Here is a 20,220-nt window from a genome sequence, read left to right as displayed (position 1 = left end):
TACTGGACATCACCTGTATAAATAACCATACTTATCCCTACCATCCTTCCCTATCTCGCTTGCTATAAAAGGCCGCTTAGTGACTCAGGTTCGTCAGGGGTTTCTACTGACCCGCCACTGGAACGACACACCAGCCGGCACGCAGGTTGAATTCTGGCTGGCCACCGATGAGGGCCCGCAGCTCGTACGCCTGCCAGTACAGCAGGCCGTTGCCTTTATTCCCGCACAGCAGGAAGCCCGCGCCAGAACGCTTTTACAGCAGGAAAAACGCTGGCAGTTAAAACCGCTCGACATGCAGGATTTCCACCATCAGCCGCTGCTGGGGCTGTATTGCCCGCAATACCGACAGCTGCTGCGGCTGGAGAAATTGCTGCGTGAAGGCGGCGTTCAGGTCTACGAAGCGGATATTCGCCCGACAGAACGCTTTCTGATGGAGCGCTTTATCACCGCGCCCGTGTGGTTTAGCGGCAACTCCGTTTCAGATAGCCTGATGACGGACGCCCGCATGAAACCAAATCCCGATTACCGCCCGACGCTCAAACTCGTGTCATTGGATATCGAAACCACCCGCCACGGTGAGCTTTACTGCATCGGGCTGGAAGGCTGCGGACAGCGTCAGGTTTACATGCTGGGCCCCCCGAACGGCACGCCTGCCGAGCACGAGGATTTTACGCTGGAGTACGTCGCCAGCCGCCCGCTGCTGCTGGAAAAGCTGAATGCCTGGATGCAGCAGCACGATCCCGATGCCATCATCGGCTGGAATCTGGTGCAGTTTGACCTACGCGTCTTGCAGAAACATGCCGAGCGCTACAACATTCCGCTCAAGCTGGGGCGTAACGGGCAGGCGCTGGAATGGCGGGAGCACGGCTTTAAACAGGGGCATTTTTTTGCCAGCGCCACCGGCCGTTTGATTATCGACGGCATTGAAGCGCTCAAGTCTGCGACGTGGAATTTTGCCTCGTTTAGTCTGGAATTTGTCGCGCAGTCACTGCTGGGGGAAGGCAAAGCTATCGACACGCCCTATCAGCGGATGGACGAGATCGACCGTCGTTTTGCCGAAGATAAGCCCGCTCTCGCTCGCTATAACCTGCAAGACTGCGAACTGGTCACGCGTATTTTCGACAAAACCGAGCTGCTGCCTTTCTTGCTAGAGCGCGCTAGCGTCACCGGGCTAGCTGCCGACCGCAGCGGGGGTTCCGTCGCCGCATTTTACCACCTCTATTTACCGCGCATGCATCGCATGGGTTACGTTGCCCCAAATCTGGGGGACGTCGCGCTTGAAGCCAGCCCCGGCGGATTTGTGATGGATTCGCGTCCCGGCCTGTATGATTCGGTACTCGTGCTGGATTATAAGAGCCTCTATCCTTCCATTATCCGTACGTTCCTGATCGATCCGGTCGGGCTGGCGGTAGGAACGCAGAATCCTGACGCTCAGCACGCCGTCTCCGGCTTTCGTGGGGCGTGGTTCTCCCGCGAACAGCACTGCCTGCCAGCGATTGTCGAGCAAATCTGGCAAGGGCGTGAAGCGGCGAAGCGCACCAATAATAAGCCACTGTCGCAGGCGTTAAAGATCATCATGAATGCCTTTTACGGCGTGCTGGGCGCGACAGGCTGTCGCTTCTTCGATCCGCGTCTCGCTTCCTCCATCACCCTGCGTGGCCATGAAATCATGCGTAAAACGCGCGAACTGATCGAGGAACAGGGCTATCAGGTGATTTATGGCGATACCGACTCCACCTTTGTCTGGCTCAAGCACGCGCATAACGAAGAAGAAGCAGCAAAGATTGGCAACGCGCTGGTGCAGCACGTCAACCACTGGTGGACACAGCATCTGCAAGACACTCAGCAGTTGACCAGCGCACTAGAACTGGAGTTTGAAACACATTTTCGCCGCTTCCTAATGCCAACGATTCGCGGTGCGGAACAAGGCAGTAAAAAACGCTACGCCGGCATGATCGACACGCCGCAAGGCGAAAAGATGGTGTTCAAAGGGCTGGAAACCGTGCGCACCGACTGGACACCGCTGGCGCAGCAGTTTCAGCAGCAGCTCTATCTGCTGATTTTTCAGCAACAGCCTTATCAGGACTGGTTACGGGATTATGTCGATCGTACCCTGAACGGGGATTTTGACGATCTGCTGATCTACCGTAAACGACTGCGCCGTCGGCTCGATGATTACCAGCGCAACGTGCCGCCCCACGCCAGAGCCGCGAAAATCGCCGATGACTATAACCGCCAACAGGGGCGACCGCTGCAATACCAAAACGGCGGCTGGATCAGCTATGTGATGACCGTCAACGGCCCCGAACCACTGGAAACCCGGCATTCTCCGCTGGATTACCAGCATTATGTCGAACGCCAGCTCCAGCCCGTCGCGGATGCCATTCTACCGTTCCTGCACGACGATTTTGCTACACTGGTAACAGGTCAAATGGGCCTGTTTTAAATGGCAGACATTCATGTTGTTAGATGAAAGGGGTTAATTCGCGCCACAGCAAGTTTGAGGGGTGACGAACGCACCGTCATCTATTACCATAACGCCCTTTCTGAATTTGCATCAGCAGCATTATCGGCAACCGATAATGTAATCAGACATTCCTCCGACACAGACGAACATCGAGCTAAGAATTTATGCCTTTTACACTTGGTCAGCGCTGGATCAGCGATACGGAAAGCGAACTTGGACTGGGAACGGTTGTTGCCGTCGATACGCGTATGATTACGCTGCTTTTCCCTGCCAGCGGTGAAAACCGACTTTATTCCCGCAGCGACGCCCCCATCACCCGCGTGATGTTCAATCCCGGCGACACCGTCACCAGCCATGAAGGCTGGCAACTCAAAGTGGATGACGTGCGAGAAGAAAAAGGGTTGCTGGTGTATTGCGGCCAACGCCTGGACGATGAAACGTCGGCGGAACTGCGTGAAGTCTTCCTCGACAGCAAACTGACGTTCAACAAACCACAAGATCGCCTGTTCGCCGGACAGATCGATCGTATGGATCGCTTTGCTCTGCGCTATCGCGCCCGTAAGCATCAGAACGAGCAGGCGCTGCAACAATGGGGCGGATTGCGCGGCATGCGTGCCAGCCTTATCCCCCATCAGCTTCATATCGCTCATGAAGTTGGCCAACGCCATGCGCCACGCGTTTTGCTGGCGGACGAAGTTGGACTGGGAAAAACCATTGAGGCGGGGATGATCATCCACCAGCAGCTGCTGGCGGGTCGTGCCAGCCGCGTGCTAATTGTCGTGCCGGAAACCTTGCAACATCAGTGGCTGGTCGAAATGCTGCGCCGCTTTAACCTACTGTTCTCATTGTTTGACGACGAGCGCTATGCCGAAGCCAAGCTGGACAGCAGCAATCCGTTTGAAACCGAACAGCTAGTGATCTGCTCACTGGGATTTGTGCAACGCAGCGCCCAGCGCTTTGCACAGCTCGTCAACGCCGACTGGGATCTGCTGGTGGTGGATGAAGCCCACCATCTGGTTTGGAGCGAAGAAAGCCCTAGCCCGGAATATCAGGCCATTGAAACGCTGGCACGCGCCACGCCAGCCGTTCTGCTCTTAACGGCAACACCGGAACAGCTCGGCCAACAGAGCCACTTTGCGCGCTTGCGCCTGCTCGATCCCAACCGTTTCCACGACTATCAGGAATTCGTTGCCGAACAGCAGCAGTACCGTCCGGTTGCCGATGCCGTCACGTTGCTGTTAGCGGGCGAAAAAGCCCAAACGGCTGAACTGAATGCGCTAAGCGATCTGCTGGGCGAGCAGGACATTGAACCGCTGCTGAAAGCCATCAACAGCGACAGCGATGACAATCAGAAGGCGCGTCAGGAACTGATCACCATGCTGATGGATCGCCACGGCACCAGCCGTGTGCTATTCCGTAACACGCGTCAGGGGGTTAAAGGCTTCCCACATCGTGTCCTGCATCAAATCCGCCTGCCGCTGCCGGCGCAGTACCAAACGGCGATTAAAGTGTCCGGCATTATGAACGCGAACAAGGCGCTGGAAGTCCGCGCCCGCGACATGCTGTACCCGGAACAAATTTATCAACAGCTCGAAGGGGACGATGCCACCTGGTGGAACTTCGATCCGCGCGTGGAATGGTTACTGAACTACCTGACCGCCAATCGTGATGAAAAAATCCTGGTGATCTGTGCGCAGGCAGCCACCGCGCTACAGCTGGAACAAGTGCTGCGCACGCGTGAAGCCATCCGCGCCGCCGTCTTCCATGAAGGGCTGTCGATTCTTGAACGTGACCGTGCCGCCGCCTATTTTGCTTCTGAAGAAGAAGGCGCGCAGGTGCTGATTTGTTCAGAGATCGGTTCCGAAGGCCGTAACTTCCAGTTTGCCAGCCATTTAGTGATGTTCGATCTGCCGTTCAACCCCGACCTGCTGGAACAGCGTATTGGTCGTCTGGACCGTATCGGGCAGGCAAAAGAAATTCAGATCATGGTGCCGTATCTGGAAAATACCGCGCAGGCCTTGCTGGTACGTTGGTATCACGAAGGATTGGATGCGTTTGAACACACCTGCCCGACGGGCCGTACCATCTATGATGCCCACCATGCGCAGTTGATCGAACGACTGACGACGGTAGGTGAACAGCAGGGACTGGATGAGTTTATCCATGTTTGCCGTCAACAGCACGACAGCCTGAAGCAACAGCTTGAACAAGGCCGCGATCGCCTGCTGGAAATGCATTCTAACGGTGGCGAACAGGCTCAACTGTTAGCGCAGGCCATTGCCGAGCAGGATAATGACGTCAATCTGGTGACGTTCGCCCTGAACCTGTTTGATATTGTTGGCATCAATCAGGAAGATCGCAGCGATAACCTGATCATCCTGACGCCATCCGATCATATGCTGGTGCCAGACTTCCCGGGCCTGCCGCAGGACGGCTGTACGATCACCTTCGATCGCGATCAGGCGCTCTCCCGCGAAGACGCACAGTTTATCAGTTGGGAACATCCACTCATCCGTAACGGACTCGATCTGGTGCTGTCCGGCGATACCGGAAGCTGTGCAGTGTCGCTGCTGAAAAATAAAGCGCTGCCGGTCGGCACGCTGCTGGCTGAGCTGGTTTACGTGGTGGAAGCACAGGCACCGAAACACCTGCAACTGACCCGCTTCCTGCCGCCAACACCGGTTCGCCTGCTGATGGACCGTAAAGGCACCAATCTGGCAGCACAGGTTGAGTTTGAAAGCTTCAACCGCCAGCTCAATGCGGTAAACCGTCATACGTCCAGCAAGCTGGTGAATGCGGTACAGCCCGATGTTCACGCCATGCTGCAACAAGCGGAAGCGCTGGTCGAAACGCAGGCGCGCCAGCTCATCACCGAGGCTCAGGAGCAGGCTGACCTGCAATTGCGCCGCGAGTTGGAACGTCTGGAAGCGCTAAAAGCCGTCAACCCCAACATTCGTGAAGATGAGCTGACCGCACTGGAAAACCAGCGCGAGCAGGTGCTGAGCAACCTGCACGAAGCCAACTGGCGTCTGGATGCTATTCGTCTGGTTGTGGTGTCGCATCAGTAAACGTTTCTGACAGCGGTATAGGCATAAACCTCATACCGCTGTTATAAAGACACGTTGTTTGCAAAATCGAGATACACGGGCATACCACGGGGCGAGGTCTCCCTGCGGGAACCTCATCCCCGTGTTCTCCCTAATATCACACATTATATGTTGTCTGAAGGTGCTCCGATGGAACCCTATAATCCGCCTACCGATCCCTGGTTGCATATTCTGTATCAGGATCAGCACATCATGGTGGTGAATAAACCCAGCGGTCTGCTGTCGGTTCCCGGCCGCGCGCCAGAACACAAAGACAGCGTCATGAGCCGCATTCAGGCTGACCACCCGACGGCAGAATCTGTGCATCGTCTGGATATGGCAACCAGCGGCGTGATTGCCGTTGCACTCACGAAAGCCGCCGAGCGCGAATTAAAGCGTCAGTTTCGCGAGCGTGAACCCAAGAAATCCTACCTTGCCCGCGTCTGGGGACATATGGCACAGGATGAAGGCGTCATCGACCTGCCGTTGATCTGCGACTGGCCGAACCGCCCGAAACAGAAAGTCTGCTTTGAAACAGGAAAGTCAGCACAGACGGAGTATCAGGTACTGTCGCGTGACGCTGATGGTACAACACGCGTCAAGCTGATGCCGATTACCGGTCGCTCTCATCAACTACGTGTCCACCTGCTCGCGCTGGGCCACCCTATCCTCGGCGATGGCTTTTATGCGCATCCCGATGCCAAAGCGCTGGCCCCCCGCCTTTTACTGCACGCACAAGAACTGGCCATCACCCACCCAGCGTTCAATACCCCGATGCACTTTCGTTGCGAAGCGGATTTCTGAAGCAAACTCACTGACGGTATTTGTAAATCGGGTTTGGTAGAGCAGTAAAACGGGGAAGGAATAAGAAGAGGAAGGATGCGGATTATTTTGTCTGATTCGCGCTTTTCAACAGTTCATAGGCGGCTTGAATATCCTGCGCTTTGCGCTTGGCCATCTCCATCATCCTTGGCGAAAGCTTCTTGGCGACCAGCTTATCGGGATGATGTTCGCTCATGAGTTTGCGGTAGGCGCGCTTAATCGTCACGGCGTCATCGCTGCTGCGCACGCCCAGCGTACGACAGGCACTTTCGACTGTTGGCCCTCGCGGCGGTGAGGCTGGACGTTGGCCGCCATAAGAGTGTCCGTTGGAGTAGCCCCCGCTGGAGTGACCGTTACTGCGGCGCTGGTGCGATTTACCGTTCTGGCGTGACTGATTCTGCCGCGACTGCTGCCCCGTGGTACTTTCCATATTCCGCAGAAAGAACTCAAACTGCTCACGCGTCACGCCCAACTCATCGGCAATCACGTACAACACGCGTCGTTCGTTCGGATGCAGAACGCCATCAACAAATGCGACCTGAAGCTGAATTTCCAGAAACATCTTAATTAAATCAAAACGTCCCAGACAGGCATCGCGCAGCTTGCGTAATTTTATTCGCAGAGGGAAATGGGTGGTCTTTCCTTCGCGGAAAGCCCGTTGAGCGGCAGCTCTGGCCTCACCAAACAGCTCAAGACGGTCCATCATTTTGGTCGCGATCTTGATATCAGCTTCCGTCACCCGGCCTTTGGATTTGGTCAGGTGTCCCATGGCCTGAAAGGTCGTGAGAAAGAATAATGACTGACGGGTAGACTGAGCGGAGAAATAATCACGGCGACGCGATGCCCGGGCTTTGTCAATCCAATGCCCCATCAGTAAGCCCATGATCATTCCCCAGATGCCAGCACTTGAGACGATTCCCAGCGCCAACCCCAGCAACTTTCCCCAATACCGCATATACTCCTCAAATCCTCATGCCGTCAGCCAAAAATTGCTTTATCATACCTGTCATTTATCTTTGCACCTAACGGCGGTGCGTATAGGCGGTGGGGATTTAACACTGGCGCAACGCTAACGAGTGATATAGTCTCTGACCGTTTGCCGGCATGATGCCCCTGATGACGGAACACCTGATACCACGTATGAAAAAAAGTTTCCCAACTCTGCTGGCCACTCTGGTTTGGTCGGCGCTTTACAGCCAGCATGCGCTGGCCGATCTCGCTCAACAGTGCATGCTGGGTGTACCTACGTACAACAGACCACTGGTAACAGGCGATCCCAACCAGCTGCCGGTCAATATTCAGGCCGACAAAACCGAAGCCAACTATCCCGACAATGCCAAATTCATCGGCAATGTTAACATCCAGCAGGGTAACAGCGTCATGACCGCCGAACAGGTGGAGCTGAACCAGTTGGATCCGGCAACGCAGGGTAGCACACCTACGCGTACCATTACTGCGACGGGAAATGTCCACTACGACGACAATCAGGTCATCCTGAAAGGCCCTAAAGCCTGGGCCAACCTGAACACCAAAGATACCGACGTCTATGAAGGCGACTATCAGATGGTGGGCCGTCAAGGGCGTGGTTCCGCCGACAAAATGAAAATGCGTGACAGCAATCGCTACACCATTCTGGAAAACGGCTCCTTCACTTCCTGTCTGCCGGGAGATAATAGCTGGAGTGTCGTCGGTTCGGAAGTGATTCAAGACAGAGAAGAGCAGGTTGCTGAAATCTGGAACGCGCGTTTCAAGATTGCTGGCGTACCTGTTTTCTATAGCCCGTATTTACAGCTTCCTATCGGCGATAAACGACGCTCTGGCTTCCTGATCCCCAATGCAAAATATGGTAGCAGCAATGGCTTCGAACTGCTGACGCCCTATTACTGGAATATCGCCCCTAATTTTGACGCCACGATCACCCCGCATCTACAAACTAAGCGTGGTATGCAGTGGCAGAACGAATTCCGCTACCTGACCACACCGGGTCTTGGTGTCATTCAGTTCGACTGGCTGCCCAGCGACAATGAATACGCCAAAGTCTCCCCGCAGGATGATAACGACACCCGCTGGCTGTTCCACTGGGGTCACAGTGGCGTGATGGATCAGGTGTGGCGTTTTGACGCGGACTACACGAAAGTCAGCGACGATCGCTACTTCACCGATCTAGACTCGCATTACGGTTCGACCACCGATGGCTACGTCGCCCAAAAGCTCAGCGCAGGCTATGCGAACCAAAACTGGAACACAACGCTGTCCACCAGACGGTTCCAGGTCTTTTCCAATGCGACCAGCCGCGACGTCTACCGTGCTGAGCCGCAGCTCGATATCAATTATTACCAGAATGATATCGGCCCGGTTGATATGCACCTTTATGGTCAGGCGGTAAAATTTACCAACGTCAACGATAATCGGCCGGAAGCGACTCGTCTGCACGTTGAGCCAACGCTGAATCTTCCGCTGGCAAACCGCTGGGCTAGCCTGAACACCGAAGCGAAGCTATTAGCGACGCACTATCAGCAGGACAATCTGGATCGCTATCGTGCCGACCCTACCGTCACCGACGTCAATAAAAACGCACTCCAAAGTTCCGTTAACCGTGTCATGCCGCAATATAAAGTCGATGGTAAAATGGTCTTTGAACGCGAAATGGACTGGTCGCAGGCCTATACCCAGACGCTGGAACCTCGCGCGCAATATCTCTATGTCCCCTATCGCGATCAGAGCAGCATCCATACCTATGACTCTACGCTGATGCAGACCGACTATTCCGGCCTGTTCCGCGATCGCAGCTACAGCGGCTTGGATCGCATCGCGTCCGCAAATCAGATTGCGACCGGTGTCACTACGCGTATTTATGATGATGCATTGGTTGAACGTTTTAACGCTTCTATTGGTCAAATCTATTACTTCGATCGTCCACGTACCGGTGACCGCAATACGTCTCTCGATAAAAGTGATAACAACGGCAGCCAGGTGTGGGCCGGTGATTCCTTCCTGAAAATCGATGACAGGTGGGGCGTTCGCGGCGGTCTGCAATATGACAATCGTCTGAACGAAGTCGCGCTGGGTGACGCCGTGTTAGAATACCGTCGCGATGCAGAACGTCTGGTGCAGTTGAACTACCGTTACGCCAGCCCTGAATATATTCGCGACATGTTGCCGAACGTGACAAATCAGGGTTCTCAACAAGGTATTTCGCAGGTCGGTATCACTGCGAGCTGGCCGATCGTCGAACGTTGGGCGGTGGTTGGGGCTTATTATTACGACACCAAGGCTAATCAGCCAGCAAACCAGCTGATTGGTTTACAGTACAATACCTGTTGTTGGGCCGTGAGCGTCGGTTATGAACGTAAAATTACCGACTGGAACAGCGCCAACCGCAGCAGCGAATACGACAACAAAGTGTCATTTAATATCGAATTACGTGGTTTAAGCAGCAATTACAGTCTGGGTTCCGACAAAATGCTTCGCTCGGGTATTTTGCCTTACCAGCGCGCATTCTGATGTCATCCAGAGTGCTGAGCCGATAAGGGAAAACAGGCTGTCTCACTGAAACGTTGGAACTTTTAACCCGCCTTGCGGATGAAATAATGGGAAAGGTATGAAGAACTGGAGAACGCTTATTCTCGGATTGGCACTGAGTGCCTCTACCGCGTTCGCAGCACCACAGGTGGTTGATAAAGTCGCAGCAGTGGTCGACAACAGCGTCGTGTTGGAAAGTGATGTAAACAGTCTTTTGCAGTCGGTAAAACTGAATGCCCAGCAGGCCGGGCAGCAGTTGCCGGATGATGCCACGCTACGTCATCAGATTACCGATCGCCTGATCATGGATAACATCATCCTGCAAATGGCGCAGAAGATGGGTATCCAAGTGACGGATGAGCAGTTGAATCAGGCGATTACCAATATTGCCGCTCAGAACCGGATGTCTCTGGACCAGCTAAAAAGCCAATTGGCTTATGAAGGTCTGAACTACAACACCTACCGTAACCAGATTCGTAAAGAGATGCTGATTTCGGAAGTGCGTAACAACGAAGTCCGTCGTCGCATTACCGTACTGCCTCAGGAAGTCGATACGCTGGCTAAGCAAATCGCCACCCAGACCGGTGAAAACGATGAGCTGAACCTGAGCCACATTCTGATCCCATTACCGGAAAACCCGACTCAGCAGCAGGTTGATGAAGCGGAAAATCTGGCAACATCGCTGGTGAAGCAAATCAGTGAAGGCGCAGATTTTGGTAAGCTGGCCATCACTTATTCATCTGATTCTCAGGCGCTGAAAGGCGGCCAAATGGGCTGGGGCAAGCTGCAGGAGATCCCAACGCTGTTTGCCGAACGCTTAACGCAGGCGCAGAAAGGTCAGGTCGTCGGCCCGATCCGTTCTGGTGTAGGTTTCCACATTCTGAAAGTGAACGATATTCGCGGCGGTAACAAAAGCGTATCGGTAACCGAAACGCATGCTCGCCATATTCTGATCAAACCATCTGTCGTCATGACGGACAGTCAGGCGCAAGCCAAGCTGGCCGAAGTGGCACAGCAGATCAAAAACGGCAGCACCGATTTCGCTTCGCAAGCCAAACTGCTCTCTCAGGATCCAGGTTCAGCGAATCAGGGCGGCGACCTTGGCTGGGCTTCTCCAGATATGTACGATCCAGCCTTCCGCGATGCGTTGTTGAAACTGAAGAAAGGCGAAATCAGTCAGCCTGTTCATTCCTCTTTTGGCTGGCACCTGATTCAGCTGCTGGATACCCGCCAGGTTGATAAAACCGACGCGGCGCAAAAAGAGCAAGCGTACCGTATGATCTTTAATCGTAAGTTCGCTGAAGAAGCGCAAACCTGGATGCAGGAACAGCGTGCAGCGGCCTATGTCAAAGTGATTAATGGTGCCAGTAACTAATGCAGACTGAGAGCAATACGCCACGCGTTGTGATCACCCCCGGCGAACCCGCCGGGATTGGCCCCGATCTGGTGATTGCTCTGGCTCAGCAGGCCTGGCCTGTAGAGCTAGTGATCTGTGCGGATCCTGACCTGTTACTCAGTCGCGCATTGCAGTTGTCCATGCCGCTGACGCTGCGTGACTATCAACCCGGTCAGCGCGCACAGCCACAGCAGGCAGGTAGTCTGACCATTCTGCCGATCGCCGCACCGGCAACCATCATTCCAGGTGACTTGAATGTCGCTAACAGCGCTTATGTTGTTGAGACACTGGCGCGTGCGTGTGATGGCTGTCTGAACGGCGAATTCGCCGCGCTGATTACCGGCCCGGTACATAAAGGCATTATCAACGATGCAGGTGTCCCATTCAGCGGGCACACTGAGTTTTTCGCCGATCGCAGTCACTGTGAACGTGTCGTCATGATGCTGGCAACGGAAGAACTGCGCGTCGCCTTAGCGACCACGCATCTGCCGCTTGCAGCCGTTTCTGCGGCGATTACCCGCCAGAGCCTGCACGAAGTCATCACGATTTTGCATCATGACTTGCAGACAAAATTCGGTATCGCTCAACCGCAAATCTATGTGTGTGGGCTAAATCCTCATGCTGGTGAAGGCGGCCATATGGGCCGTGAAGAGCTGGATGTGATTAACCCCGCGCTGGATGAACTACGGCAGCAGGGCATCACGCTGGTTGGGCCGCTACCTGCCGACACGCTTTTCCAGCCTAAGTATCTGCAACACGCTGACGCCGTTTTGGCGATGTACCACGATCAAGGGCTCCCGGTTCTGAAATATCAGGGCTTCGGGCGCGCCGTTAATATCACGTTGGGGTTACCTTTTATTCGTACGTCGGTCGATCACGGTACAGCGCTAGAGCTGGCCGCAACCGGCAGCGCCGACCCCGGCAGCTTCATCACGGCATTAAATCTTGCCATTAAAATGATAAAACACAGTAATGAATAATCGCGTACACCAAGGTCACTTCGCCCGTAAACGTTTTGGGCAAAACTTTTTAAACGATCACTTCGTGATCGATAGCATCGTTTCGGCGATTCATCCTCAGCCAGGTCAAGCGGTCGTCGAGATCGGTCCCGGCCTCGGCGCGTTGACCGCGCCCGTTGGCGATCGGATGGATCGTTTTACCGTTATTGAGCTGGATAGGGATCTGGCAGCACGGTTGGAAAAACACCCAACCCTGAAAGATAAGCTGACCATTATTCAGCAAGATGCCATGACGATCGATTTCTCCGCGCTCGCTGAACAGGCTGGGCAACCGCTGCGTGTTTTCGGCAACCTGCCGTATAATATTTCCACACCGCTGATGTTCCACTTGTTCACCTATACTCAATCTATCCGCGACATGCACTTTATGTTGCAGAAAGAAGTGGTTAACCGTTTAGTGGCGGGTCCGAACAGTAAAGCCTTTGGGCGTTTGAGCGTCATGGCACAATATTATTGCCAGATAATCCCAGTGCTTGAAGTGCCACCGGAAGCATTCAAGCCCGCGCCTAAAGTTGATTCTGCCGTCGTGCGACTTGTTCCTCATGCCGAGATCCCCTATCCAGTCAAGGATATCCGCGTATTGAGCCGCATCACGACGGAAGCGTTTAACCAGCGCCGTAAGACATTGCGTAACAGTCTGGGTAACCTGTTCACCCCAGAAATCCTCACCGAGCTGGGGATCAATGTCACCAGTCGCGCAGAGAATGTGACCGTTGAGCAATATTGCCGATTGGCGAACTGGCTGAGCGAGCATCCTGCAAAACAGGAATAACTGGAGTTCATCATGATTAATGCGCCCCGTGTTTGTTTACAGGTTCAGAGCTTCTATGTGGAATCACAGTCGGAGCCTGATGAAGAACGTTTCGTGTTTGCTTACACGATTACGATCCGCAATCTGGGGCGTCATGAAGTCCAGCTTTTGGGGCGTTATTGGCAGATCACCAACGGTAACGGTCGCCAGACTGAAGTTCAGGGTGAAGGCGTAGTCGGCGAACAGCCGATTATCCAACCCGGCGGCGAATTCCAATATACCAGCGGTGCCGTCATAGAAACGCCTCTTGGCACGATGGAAGGCCACTACCATATGGTTGACCATCAAGGTAAAGCGTTTCAGGTCCCAATTCCCGTTTTCCGTCTGGCTATCCCTTCACTGATACATTAATTATGTCTACCTATTTAGTTGGCGATGTTCACGGCTGTTACGTTGAACTGAATGCGCTATTGGCGCAAGTTTCCTTTAATCCAGAGCAAGATACGCTTTGGTTAACCGGCGATTTAGTCGCTCGCGGGCCGGATTCGCTTCAGGTTCTGCGCTTCGTTCGTTCTCTCGGTTCCTCTGTCCGTATGGTGCTTGGCAATCACGATCTGCACCTGCTGGCCGTTTATGCGGGTATCAGCCGTAATAAGCCGAAAGATCGTCTCAACGAGCTCTTCACCGCACCGGACGCCGACGAGCTTATCAACTGGCTACGCCGCCAGCCGATTCTACAGGTTGATGAAGAATTGAAGCTGGTGATGGCGCACGCGGGCATCACGCCGCAGTGGGATCTGCCGACGGCGCTCATGTGCGCACGCGAAGTCGAGTCGATCCTGAGCAGCGACAGCTACCCACTTTTCCTCGATGCCATGTATGGCGATATGCCGAACCATTGGAGCCCAGAGCTCAGCGGTCTGGCTCGTCTACGCTTTAGCACCAATGTCTTTACCCGTATGCGCTACTGCTTCTCCGGCGGACAGCTGGATATGCTCTGCAAAGAGCCGCCAAGTCAGGCCCCTTCTCTGCTAAAACCGTGGTTTGAACTGCCGAGCCAGGTTGCAGGGGAATACGCTATTGCCTTCGGCCATTGGGCATCACTGGAAGGGAAAGGCACGCCGGAAAACATTTACGCACTGGATACCGGGTGCTGTTGGGGGGGAGAACTGACGATGCTGCGTTGGGACGATAAGCGCTATTTCACGCAACCATCACTCTCATCAAACACCGAACTCTCTGGCGAGATCGCACCCTTATCGGGTGAGTAAAGGCGAGAAAGCATTGACTCTATTACCAGCCGTGCTGGTTTCATAGAAAAGGGAAAGCCGTCCCAGACTGAGCCTTTTGGGATGGCGGTACGACCAAATCCTCGGTGGGAATCGACCAGATGCCACCGCCAAGAAACCCGGCTAAACCAACGGCTTCTACGTCGCCTGATGGTAATTCACGGCGGCGTGGATCGCTCAGACGGTCAGTATTCAGATTACGGTTTCTATTCGTCATGCGTACTGTCTCCTACCTATCAAACACTGCGACTCAACGGCATTTCGATTTAACGACGAAAGCCGTTACCCGTTTTGATACTAACGATGACAGATGACGGAAATGTGACCCTTTTCGTAGGAAATGGAGAGTTAGCCCCTCACTATGGTTGCTTATGGGCTTCAACGGCGGGTTTGGTCAGCGGTTGAGAAGCCGCAGAATATTGCACCACCAGCATCCCCATAATGATTAACGCGACACCCGCGATTCGTCCCAGCGTAGCAGGCTTCACTGCCAGCCCCATCAAACCAAAATGATCGATCATCAGCGATGCCACAACCTGACCGACAATCACACAGACGATAAAACCTGACGCCCCGAGCTTTGGCGTCAGCAATAATGCGGCGGTGATATAAGCCACGCCCGCCACTCCGCCCAGCCAGATCCACCACGGCCCCTGCAAGGCATTGCCAAGTGTTGGCGTGGGCACCCGGGCAGCAAACAAAATCGGCAACAGCACGCAGATGCTGACCAGCAGGGACACCAGTGTTGCCCAAAGTGGATGGCCTAACGAGCGCCCCAGCACCGCATTGCTGGCAGCCTGAAAAGGCACAATGCTTCCGGCAAGCACAGCAATACCCAGTGGCAACAATGATGAGAGAGAAAAAGAAGAGAATAACGACATGGAGCCCCCTGATTCACAATATAAGTTCACAACGTAATTGGGATGTTCCAATACTCCATCATCCATTAAACTGATGGAAATTCGTAATTTATACGGAAGGCATTCATAGAATGGATGATTTACGTCGTATCGATATGAATCTGCTGCTAACACTTCATGCACTGTTGACGGAAAAACACGTCACGCGGGCAGCGCTGCGCCTGCACCGCAGTCAGCCTGCCGTCAGCCATTCATTATCACAGCTTCGCCAGATTTTTAACGATCCGCTATTAGTTCGGCGTGAAGTCGGTCTGACGCTAACGACCCGCGCTCAGGCGCTACTCGGCCCGCTGGAACAGGCGCTTGATCAGTTGAACGGGCTTATCCAGACACCACAGTTCGATCCGCGTCATAGCACGCGACATTTCCGTTTGGCACTGTCTGATTACGGTACGAATGCAGTTTTGCCAACGCTCATGCGGCATCTACGCGTGCAGGCACCCGGTATTTCGCTGGCTGTCAGCCATGCTGGCCGTGAAATGATGCTGGCACAGCTGATCGATGGGGAAATCGACTTCGGCCTTGGCGTATTTCCTGAACACCCGCCTGAAATACACGCCGAGCTTCTCTTTGAAGAACAGTTCGCCTGTCTGGCCGACCGCACCACGCTGCCGGAAAACGGTACGCTGTCGTTTGAAGCATGGCTGGAACGGCCACATGTTCTGGTCACGATGCATCCCGATTCAGCCAATGAAGTGGACAGCGCGCTTGCTGCAAGCGGCCTATCGCGCAATGTCGTGCTGACGCTGCCCCACTGGCATGCCGCCATCAATCTCATTGCCGGTACTGACCTAATTTTGACCGCTGCACGGCGCAGCATGGCCCACATCACTACGCCAGACTTACACATTTTTCCGCCGCCGTTCGTGATACCCAACTTTGCATTCCAGCAGGTGTGGCATACGCGACGCGAGAGCGACCCTGCACATCGCTGGCTGAGAAAAGCCATTTGGGATAGCTGTCGGGCGGGGAAGTAAAACATCAGGTCAGAAACGAAAAACCCGCAAAGGCGGGTTTAGCTATTCATCGACAGAATGTTATCGCAGGAAAGACGCTTAGCGACGTTCCAGAATTTCGAAGCAGTAACTGTGTGAGTTGCGCTCGTCAGCATCATGAAATTCGCTGAAAACAGACTGCCATTCGTCCGGCTCATAGTCAGGGAAATGCGTGTCGCCTTCCACTTCAGCATCAATGTGCGTCAGATAGAGGCGGTTAGCCTGCGGCAGCATTTGTTGATAGATACTGCCGCCGCCAATCACCATCACTTCCTCGACGTCGCCCGCCGCCGCCAGCGCAGCATCCAGCGAAGAGACCCAGGTCACACGATCGTCATCACCGGGATGATTGCTGACGACAATGTTCAGTCGGCCGGGCAGCGGCTGACCGATAGAACGGAAAGTATTACGCCCCATAATAATCGGCTTATTAAGCGTATTACGCTTAAACCATGCCAGATCGGCTGGCAAATGCCACGGCATCGCGTTTTCCATACCAATCACGCGATCCACTGCCAGTGCAGCAATCAAACTAATAACCATGGTGAAAAAACCCTATAGGTCAGAAAATTGCTGACACTATACGGAAAGCCCTTTCGCTCGTCGACATAGATACAAGACCGAAACGTAATATAAGAGTTTTATACTCCCGGCCGTTTACGGTAGAGCCAGATCCCCGGTAAAGACAGGCCGATAGAGAGCGCACCGACGATAAAACTGGCCTTCAGGAAATTGGTCATCATGACGTTCATCAGCGCTTCGCTGTAGCCAAGGTGCGAAATTTCCACCACCGAAATCATCGCCGTATAGGCAGAAATGCCGGGAAACATCGGGATCACCGCCGCTACGGTAAAGACTTTCGGATGCGCCAGCAACCAGCGTGACCAGCGAATACCGATGATGCCAATGAGGATTGCCGCCAAAAACGACGCCCACTCGATATTCATGCCGAAATGTATCGCCAGAAACCGTACGCCATGCCCGACACCGCCCAGCAGCGCACAATAAGGCAGCACTTTCAGCGGCACGTTGAAGACCATCGCAAACCCCAACGCAGGAACCGCCGCCAGCACCATATCCTGCAACAGTGCCCACAGTAAACTTAAGCCCATCCGCGTAACCCCCACAGCGACATCGCCATCACGACCCCAATACAGGTTGCCAGCGTCAGTAAACTCGCGACCGTCCAGCGTGCCAGACCGGTATTCACGTGCCCTTTAAACATATCTGCCACGGCGTTAATCAATGGAAAGCCAGGAACCAGCAGCAGCACGCTCGCCGCCATCGCTACCGTCGAGGTTTGAGAAAAAGCGGGTAAACGCATCAACAATCCAGATGCCGACGTCGCAACAAACGCCGTAATACAGAAGTTGATCAACGGATTCAGGTGTCGCGCCGTAAACACCTGTCGGACATACATCGCCAGACCGCTGGCAATCAGCGTGACGATAAACGCATCCCACCCACCACCGTTCAAGCGGCTGAAGCAGCCGCAGGAAAGCGCGACAACGGACACCATCAGCCAGCGCGGATAGCGCAGCGGCTTGATATTTCCCAGACGTTTTTCCACCCCTGCCACATCCAGCAGTTTATGCTCGGCCATGATGACCGCATGCTGAACCTCAATGACGACGTGCATATTAATGCCACGGTCCACATTCTTCCGCGTCGACGTCAGGCAATGCCCCTGCATGATGGTTGTCAGCACAATCGAATTTGCTGAGATGGAGCTCTCAACGCTATCAGCGCCGAGCGCCATACCCAGCCGTGACGACAGCTGTTCTACCACCATACTCTCTGCGCCGTGCTGTAACAGCAGCAGCGCGCACTGGATGCACAGTCGGGTTATTTCCCGCTGCTGTGGCGCTTCGCCCATCCGTTTTGCGTCACTTAATGATTCACGGTTCTCACGTTCACTGACCATGTTGTTATCTCAACCTGCCCCTGAAATTAACCACAAAAAACTAAAGGATAATTGTTAACATATCACCGCCGAATAACCAATAAGTGTGATGCGAATTCATTATTCTGGCGCTATCATTTCAAACGTTCTTACTATTTCACTCTCTGGGATGACCATGTTAGAAACATCGCTGTTTGTCGCCACTATCGCCACGCTGGGGATGCTTTCTCCCGGCCCCGACTTTTTCCTCGTCATCAAGAACGCCACACGCTACCCACGCGTTACCGCACTGATGACCGCGTTTGGCGTAATCTGCGGCGTGGCGACCCACATGGCGTACTGCGTTGCCGGGCTGGCCGTCGTCATCACCACGACACCGTGGCTGTTTAATGTACTGAAATATGCGGGTGCCGCCTATCTGATCTGGATCGGTATTCAGGCGTTATTTGCGCGCGGCGGAAGCAAGATGGATGTCTCAAATCAGGGACAGCAAAGCATCAGCCTGAAAAAAGCGTTCCTGCAAGGTTACCTCTGTAATCTGCTGAATCCGAAAGCGACGCTGTTCTTTCTGGCGATGTTCACACAGGTCTTGAATATTCACTCCGGCATCGCTGAAAAGCTGTGGTACGCCATGATTATCTGGCTGTTATCCGTCATCTGGTGGCCGCTGCTGGTCATGCTTTTCCAAAGCGAACCGGTACGGCGCGGCCTGACTAAAGCACAGAAACTGGTGGATAAACTGCTCGGCACGGTGTTGATCGCACTGGGTATCAAAGTCGCGCTGGGTTAATACTTGAGGTGTGCTTGTTCGCCGATAACAGACAAGTTCAATGTAAAAACCCCTCTCCGATTTTTACCGGAAAGGGGTTCTCATTTTATCCAGAAACGCGGTTAGTTGCTGGCAAAATACACACGTATCCGATGTTGATCGGGATCGAGCGCCACAAACGTCAAACCGAAATCCATTTGGGTTATTTCCTGAATAAGAGTAATACCCCGTCTCTTCCAACTTTCATAAACCGCCTCTAATTCCGCCTCATTCTCGACACGAATGGCTAATTCACTACCACCACCAGCCAGCTCAGCCGTAGGCTTAACCTCATGTTTAGACCACAGCCCCAATAAGAAACCGGAATCAAAGGCAAACATGGCATAGTTTTCCGACTGTTCAATTGACTGAAGATCAAACAGCTCACGATAAAAACGCTCACTGGCAACAGCATTTTCCACGTATAAAATAATAAGATTCGGTGCGTTCATCAGAGATTCCCTGTAGCAGGTGAGTAATAAGCAGAAGCCTTCTGCTTGCCTGAATGCATCGTAGTACACACCGTTGACAATTTTTGTCAGTAGCCATCACTGCTGAGGTATGTCCTCTTTTTCATGCCATTCTTTTAATAACTGCTGGCGGCGACGAGGATAACGCTGTTCCAAAATCGTCATGCCACGGATATGGTCAGCCCTAAAATGACGGAACTGCTGACGAAGCTCACACCAGGCGGCAATCACATACGCTTGATCGAAAAAACCTAATGCAAACGGCCAGATAATGCGGTGAGACTCATTGCCCTGAAGGTCACAGTAAACGATCTCGGTACGACGCTCGGTACGAATTGCGTGGCGTAAAACTGATAGCTCGATAACCATTGGGGTAACAAATTCTGCCTTACCCACTAATAACCCTGAAGAATCGAGCGCGTTGCGTAATTCCGGTGGTAATACCGCCGCAATCTTCATCAATGCATTACGGGCCGCACGCCCCAAACGCTCATCCGTTCTTCTGACGACCCAGCGCGAACCCAATACCAATGCTTCGATTTCCTCTTCTGAAAACATCAGTGGGGGTAGCATGAACCCCGGGCGCAGGACATATCCTAACCCTGCCTCTCCCTCAATATGCGCCCCCTGCAATTGTAGTGTGGCGATATCGCGATAGAGAGTTCTCTGGCTCACGCCTAATTTCTCCGCAAGATAGGCTCCCGTGACGGGAAAACGGTGGTGGCGCAATATCTGTAAAAGATCGAGTAAACGCTGCGTTCTGGACATAATC

19 protein-coding genes are annotated in these 20,220 nt (G+C 53.7%); 11 read left to right on the top strand and 8 right to left on the bottom strand.

Annotation, left to right across the window (positions count from 1 at the left end; genetic code table 11):
* Positions 1-79: 79 nt before the first annotated feature.
* The 3 genes from QWJ20_RS13260 to rluA all read left to right on the top strand — a co-directional run bounded on the left by QWJ20_RS13260 (position 80) and on the right by rluA (position 6,357).
* A complete protein-coding gene (locus QWJ20_RS13260; protein ID WP_433992718.1) occupies positions 80-2,446 on the top strand; it encodes a DNA polymerase II in 2,367 nt (788 codons plus the stop codon).
* 185 nt (positions 2,447-2,631) lie between these two features.
* On the top strand, positions 2,632-5,535 hold the full coding sequence (gene rapA, locus QWJ20_RS13255) for an RNA polymerase-associated protein RapA (protein ID WP_095700642.1): 2,904 nt from the start codon (positions 2,632-2,634) through the stop codon (positions 5,533-5,535).
* 168 nt (positions 5,536-5,703) lie between these two features.
* Positions 5,704-6,357, top strand: coding sequence for a bifunctional tRNA pseudouridine(32) synthase/23S rRNA pseudouridine(746) synthase RluA (rluA, locus tag QWJ20_RS13250; RefSeq protein WP_095700643.1), 654 nt, complete (start codon positions 5,704-5,706; stop codon positions 6,355-6,357).
* Positions 6,358-6,439: 82 nt separating this feature from the next.
* Here rluA and djlA read toward each other — a convergent pair whose 3' ends face one another.
* Positions 6,440-7,330 (bottom strand): co-chaperone DjlA, encoded by an 891-nt coding sequence (gene djlA / locus QWJ20_RS13245; RefSeq protein ID WP_095992919.1) that lies wholly within the window; start codon positions 7,328-7,330, stop codon positions 6,440-6,442.
* A gap of 185 nt (positions 7,331-7,515) precedes the next feature.
* On the opposite strand from djlA, the gene lptD reads away from it, so the two are divergent.
* The 6 genes from lptD (at position 7,516) to apaH (ending at position 14,334) form a co-directional block, all read left to right on the top strand.
* On the top strand, positions 7,516-9,879 hold the full coding sequence (lptD, locus tag QWJ20_RS13240) for an LPS assembly protein LptD (protein ID WP_433992717.1): 2,364 nt from the start codon (positions 7,516-7,518) through the stop codon (positions 9,877-9,879).
* Positions 9,880-9,976: 97 nt separating this feature from the next.
* Positions 9,977-11,272, top strand: coding sequence for a peptidylprolyl isomerase SurA (surA, locus tag QWJ20_RS13235; RefSeq protein ID WP_039541454.1), 1,296 nt, complete (start codon positions 9,977-9,979; stop codon positions 11,270-11,272).
* The gene (pdxA, locus tag QWJ20_RS13230) at positions 11,272-12,273 is read left to right on the top strand and encodes a 4-hydroxythreonine-4-phosphate dehydrogenase PdxA (protein ID WP_349718791.1); all 1,002 of its coding nucleotides are present in this window, start codon (positions 11,272-11,274) and stop codon (positions 12,271-12,273) included. Before surA ends, pdxA begins: the two co-directional genes overlap by 1 nt.
* Positions 12,266-13,084 carry a 16S rRNA (adenine(1518)-N(6)/adenine(1519)-N(6))-dimethyltransferase RsmA gene (rsmA, locus tag QWJ20_RS13225; RefSeq protein ID WP_433992716.1) on the top strand — a complete coding sequence of 273 codons (819 nt, stop codon included), beginning with the start codon at positions 12,266-12,268 and terminating at the stop codon, positions 13,082-13,084. The genes pdxA and rsmA overlap by 8 nt, the downstream gene beginning before the upstream one ends.
* A gap of 12 nt (positions 13,085-13,096) precedes the next feature.
* On the top strand, positions 13,097-13,474 hold the full coding sequence (apaG, locus tag QWJ20_RS13220; protein WP_039483402.1) for a Co2+/Mg2+ efflux protein ApaG: 378 nt from the start codon (positions 13,097-13,099) through the stop codon (positions 13,472-13,474).
* A gap of 2 nt (positions 13,475-13,476) precedes the next feature.
* Positions 13,477-14,334, top strand: coding sequence for a bis(5'-nucleosyl)-tetraphosphatase (symmetrical) ApaH (apaH, locus tag QWJ20_RS13215; RefSeq protein ID WP_109411644.1), 858 nt, complete (start codon positions 13,477-13,479; stop codon positions 14,332-14,334).
* A 40-nt stretch (positions 14,335-14,374) separates the two neighbouring features.
* On the opposite strand, the gene QWJ20_RS13210 is transcribed toward apaH, so the two are convergent.
* A complete protein-coding gene (locus QWJ20_RS13210; RefSeq protein WP_262253426.1) occupies positions 14,375-14,569 on the bottom strand; it encodes a hypothetical protein in 195 nt (64 codons plus the stop codon).
* Between the two features lie 142 nt (positions 14,570-14,711).
* Positions 14,712-15,233 (bottom strand): DMT family transporter, encoded by a 522-nt coding sequence (locus tag QWJ20_RS13205; protein ID WP_174878087.1) that lies wholly within the window; start codon positions 15,231-15,233, stop codon positions 14,712-14,714.
* 110 nt (positions 15,234-15,343) lie between these two features.
* On the opposite strand from QWJ20_RS13205, the gene QWJ20_RS13200 reads away from it, so the two are divergent.
* A complete protein-coding gene (locus QWJ20_RS13200) occupies positions 15,344-16,249 on the top strand; it encodes a LysR family transcriptional regulator (protein ID WP_262253428.1) in 906 nt (301 codons plus the stop codon).
* A gap of 78 nt (positions 16,250-16,327) precedes the next feature.
* On the opposite strand, the gene folA is transcribed toward QWJ20_RS13200, so the two are convergent.
* The 3 genes from folA to QWJ20_RS13185 form a co-directional block, all read right to left on the bottom strand.
* Complete coding sequence (gene folA, locus QWJ20_RS13195) at positions 16,328-16,810, bottom strand: type 3 dihydrofolate reductase (RefSeq protein ID WP_103942208.1); 483 nt, start codon at positions 16,808-16,810, stop codon at positions 16,328-16,330.
* A 98-nt stretch (positions 16,811-16,908) separates the two neighbouring features.
* Positions 16,909-17,379, bottom strand: a complete 471-nt coding sequence (locus tag QWJ20_RS13190) for a threonine/serine exporter (RefSeq protein ID WP_039483391.1) — start codon at positions 17,377-17,379, stop codon at positions 16,909-16,911.
* A complete protein-coding gene (locus tag QWJ20_RS13185) occupies positions 17,370-18,143 on the bottom strand; it encodes a threonine/serine exporter family protein (RefSeq protein WP_095995308.1) in 774 nt (257 codons plus the stop codon). Before QWJ20_RS13185 ends, QWJ20_RS13190 begins: the two co-directional genes overlap by 10 nt.
* Before the next feature lie 202 nt (positions 18,144-18,345).
* Here QWJ20_RS13185 and QWJ20_RS13180 point away from each other — a divergent pair, with 202 nt between their 5' ends.
* Positions 18,346-18,960 carry a LysE family transporter gene (locus QWJ20_RS13180; protein WP_323636806.1) on the top strand — a complete coding sequence of 205 codons (615 nt, stop codon included), beginning with the start codon at positions 18,346-18,348 and terminating at the stop codon, positions 18,958-18,960.
* Positions 18,961-19,061: 101 nt separating this feature from the next.
* Here the strand turns inward: QWJ20_RS13180 and QWJ20_RS13175 are convergent, their stop codons facing one another.
* Positions 19,062-19,430, bottom strand: coding sequence for a VOC family protein (locus tag QWJ20_RS13175; protein ID WP_433992715.1), 369 nt, complete (start codon positions 19,428-19,430; stop codon positions 19,062-19,064).
* 96 nt (positions 19,431-19,526) lie between these two features.
* Positions 19,527-20,216, bottom strand: coding sequence for a helix-turn-helix transcriptional regulator (locus QWJ20_RS13170; protein ID WP_433992714.1), 690 nt, complete (start codon positions 20,214-20,216; stop codon positions 19,527-19,529).
* Positions 20,217-20,220: the final 4 nt, after the last annotated feature.

It is taken from the genome of Pectobacterium sp. S5 (assembly GCF_051707265.1).
Taxonomy (GTDB): domain Bacteria; phylum Pseudomonadota; class Gammaproteobacteria; order Enterobacterales; family Enterobacteriaceae; genus Pectobacterium; species Pectobacterium polare.
The sequence above is the reverse complement of the archived record's forward strand: the minus strand, read 5'-3'. Positions and strand labels throughout refer to the sequence as shown.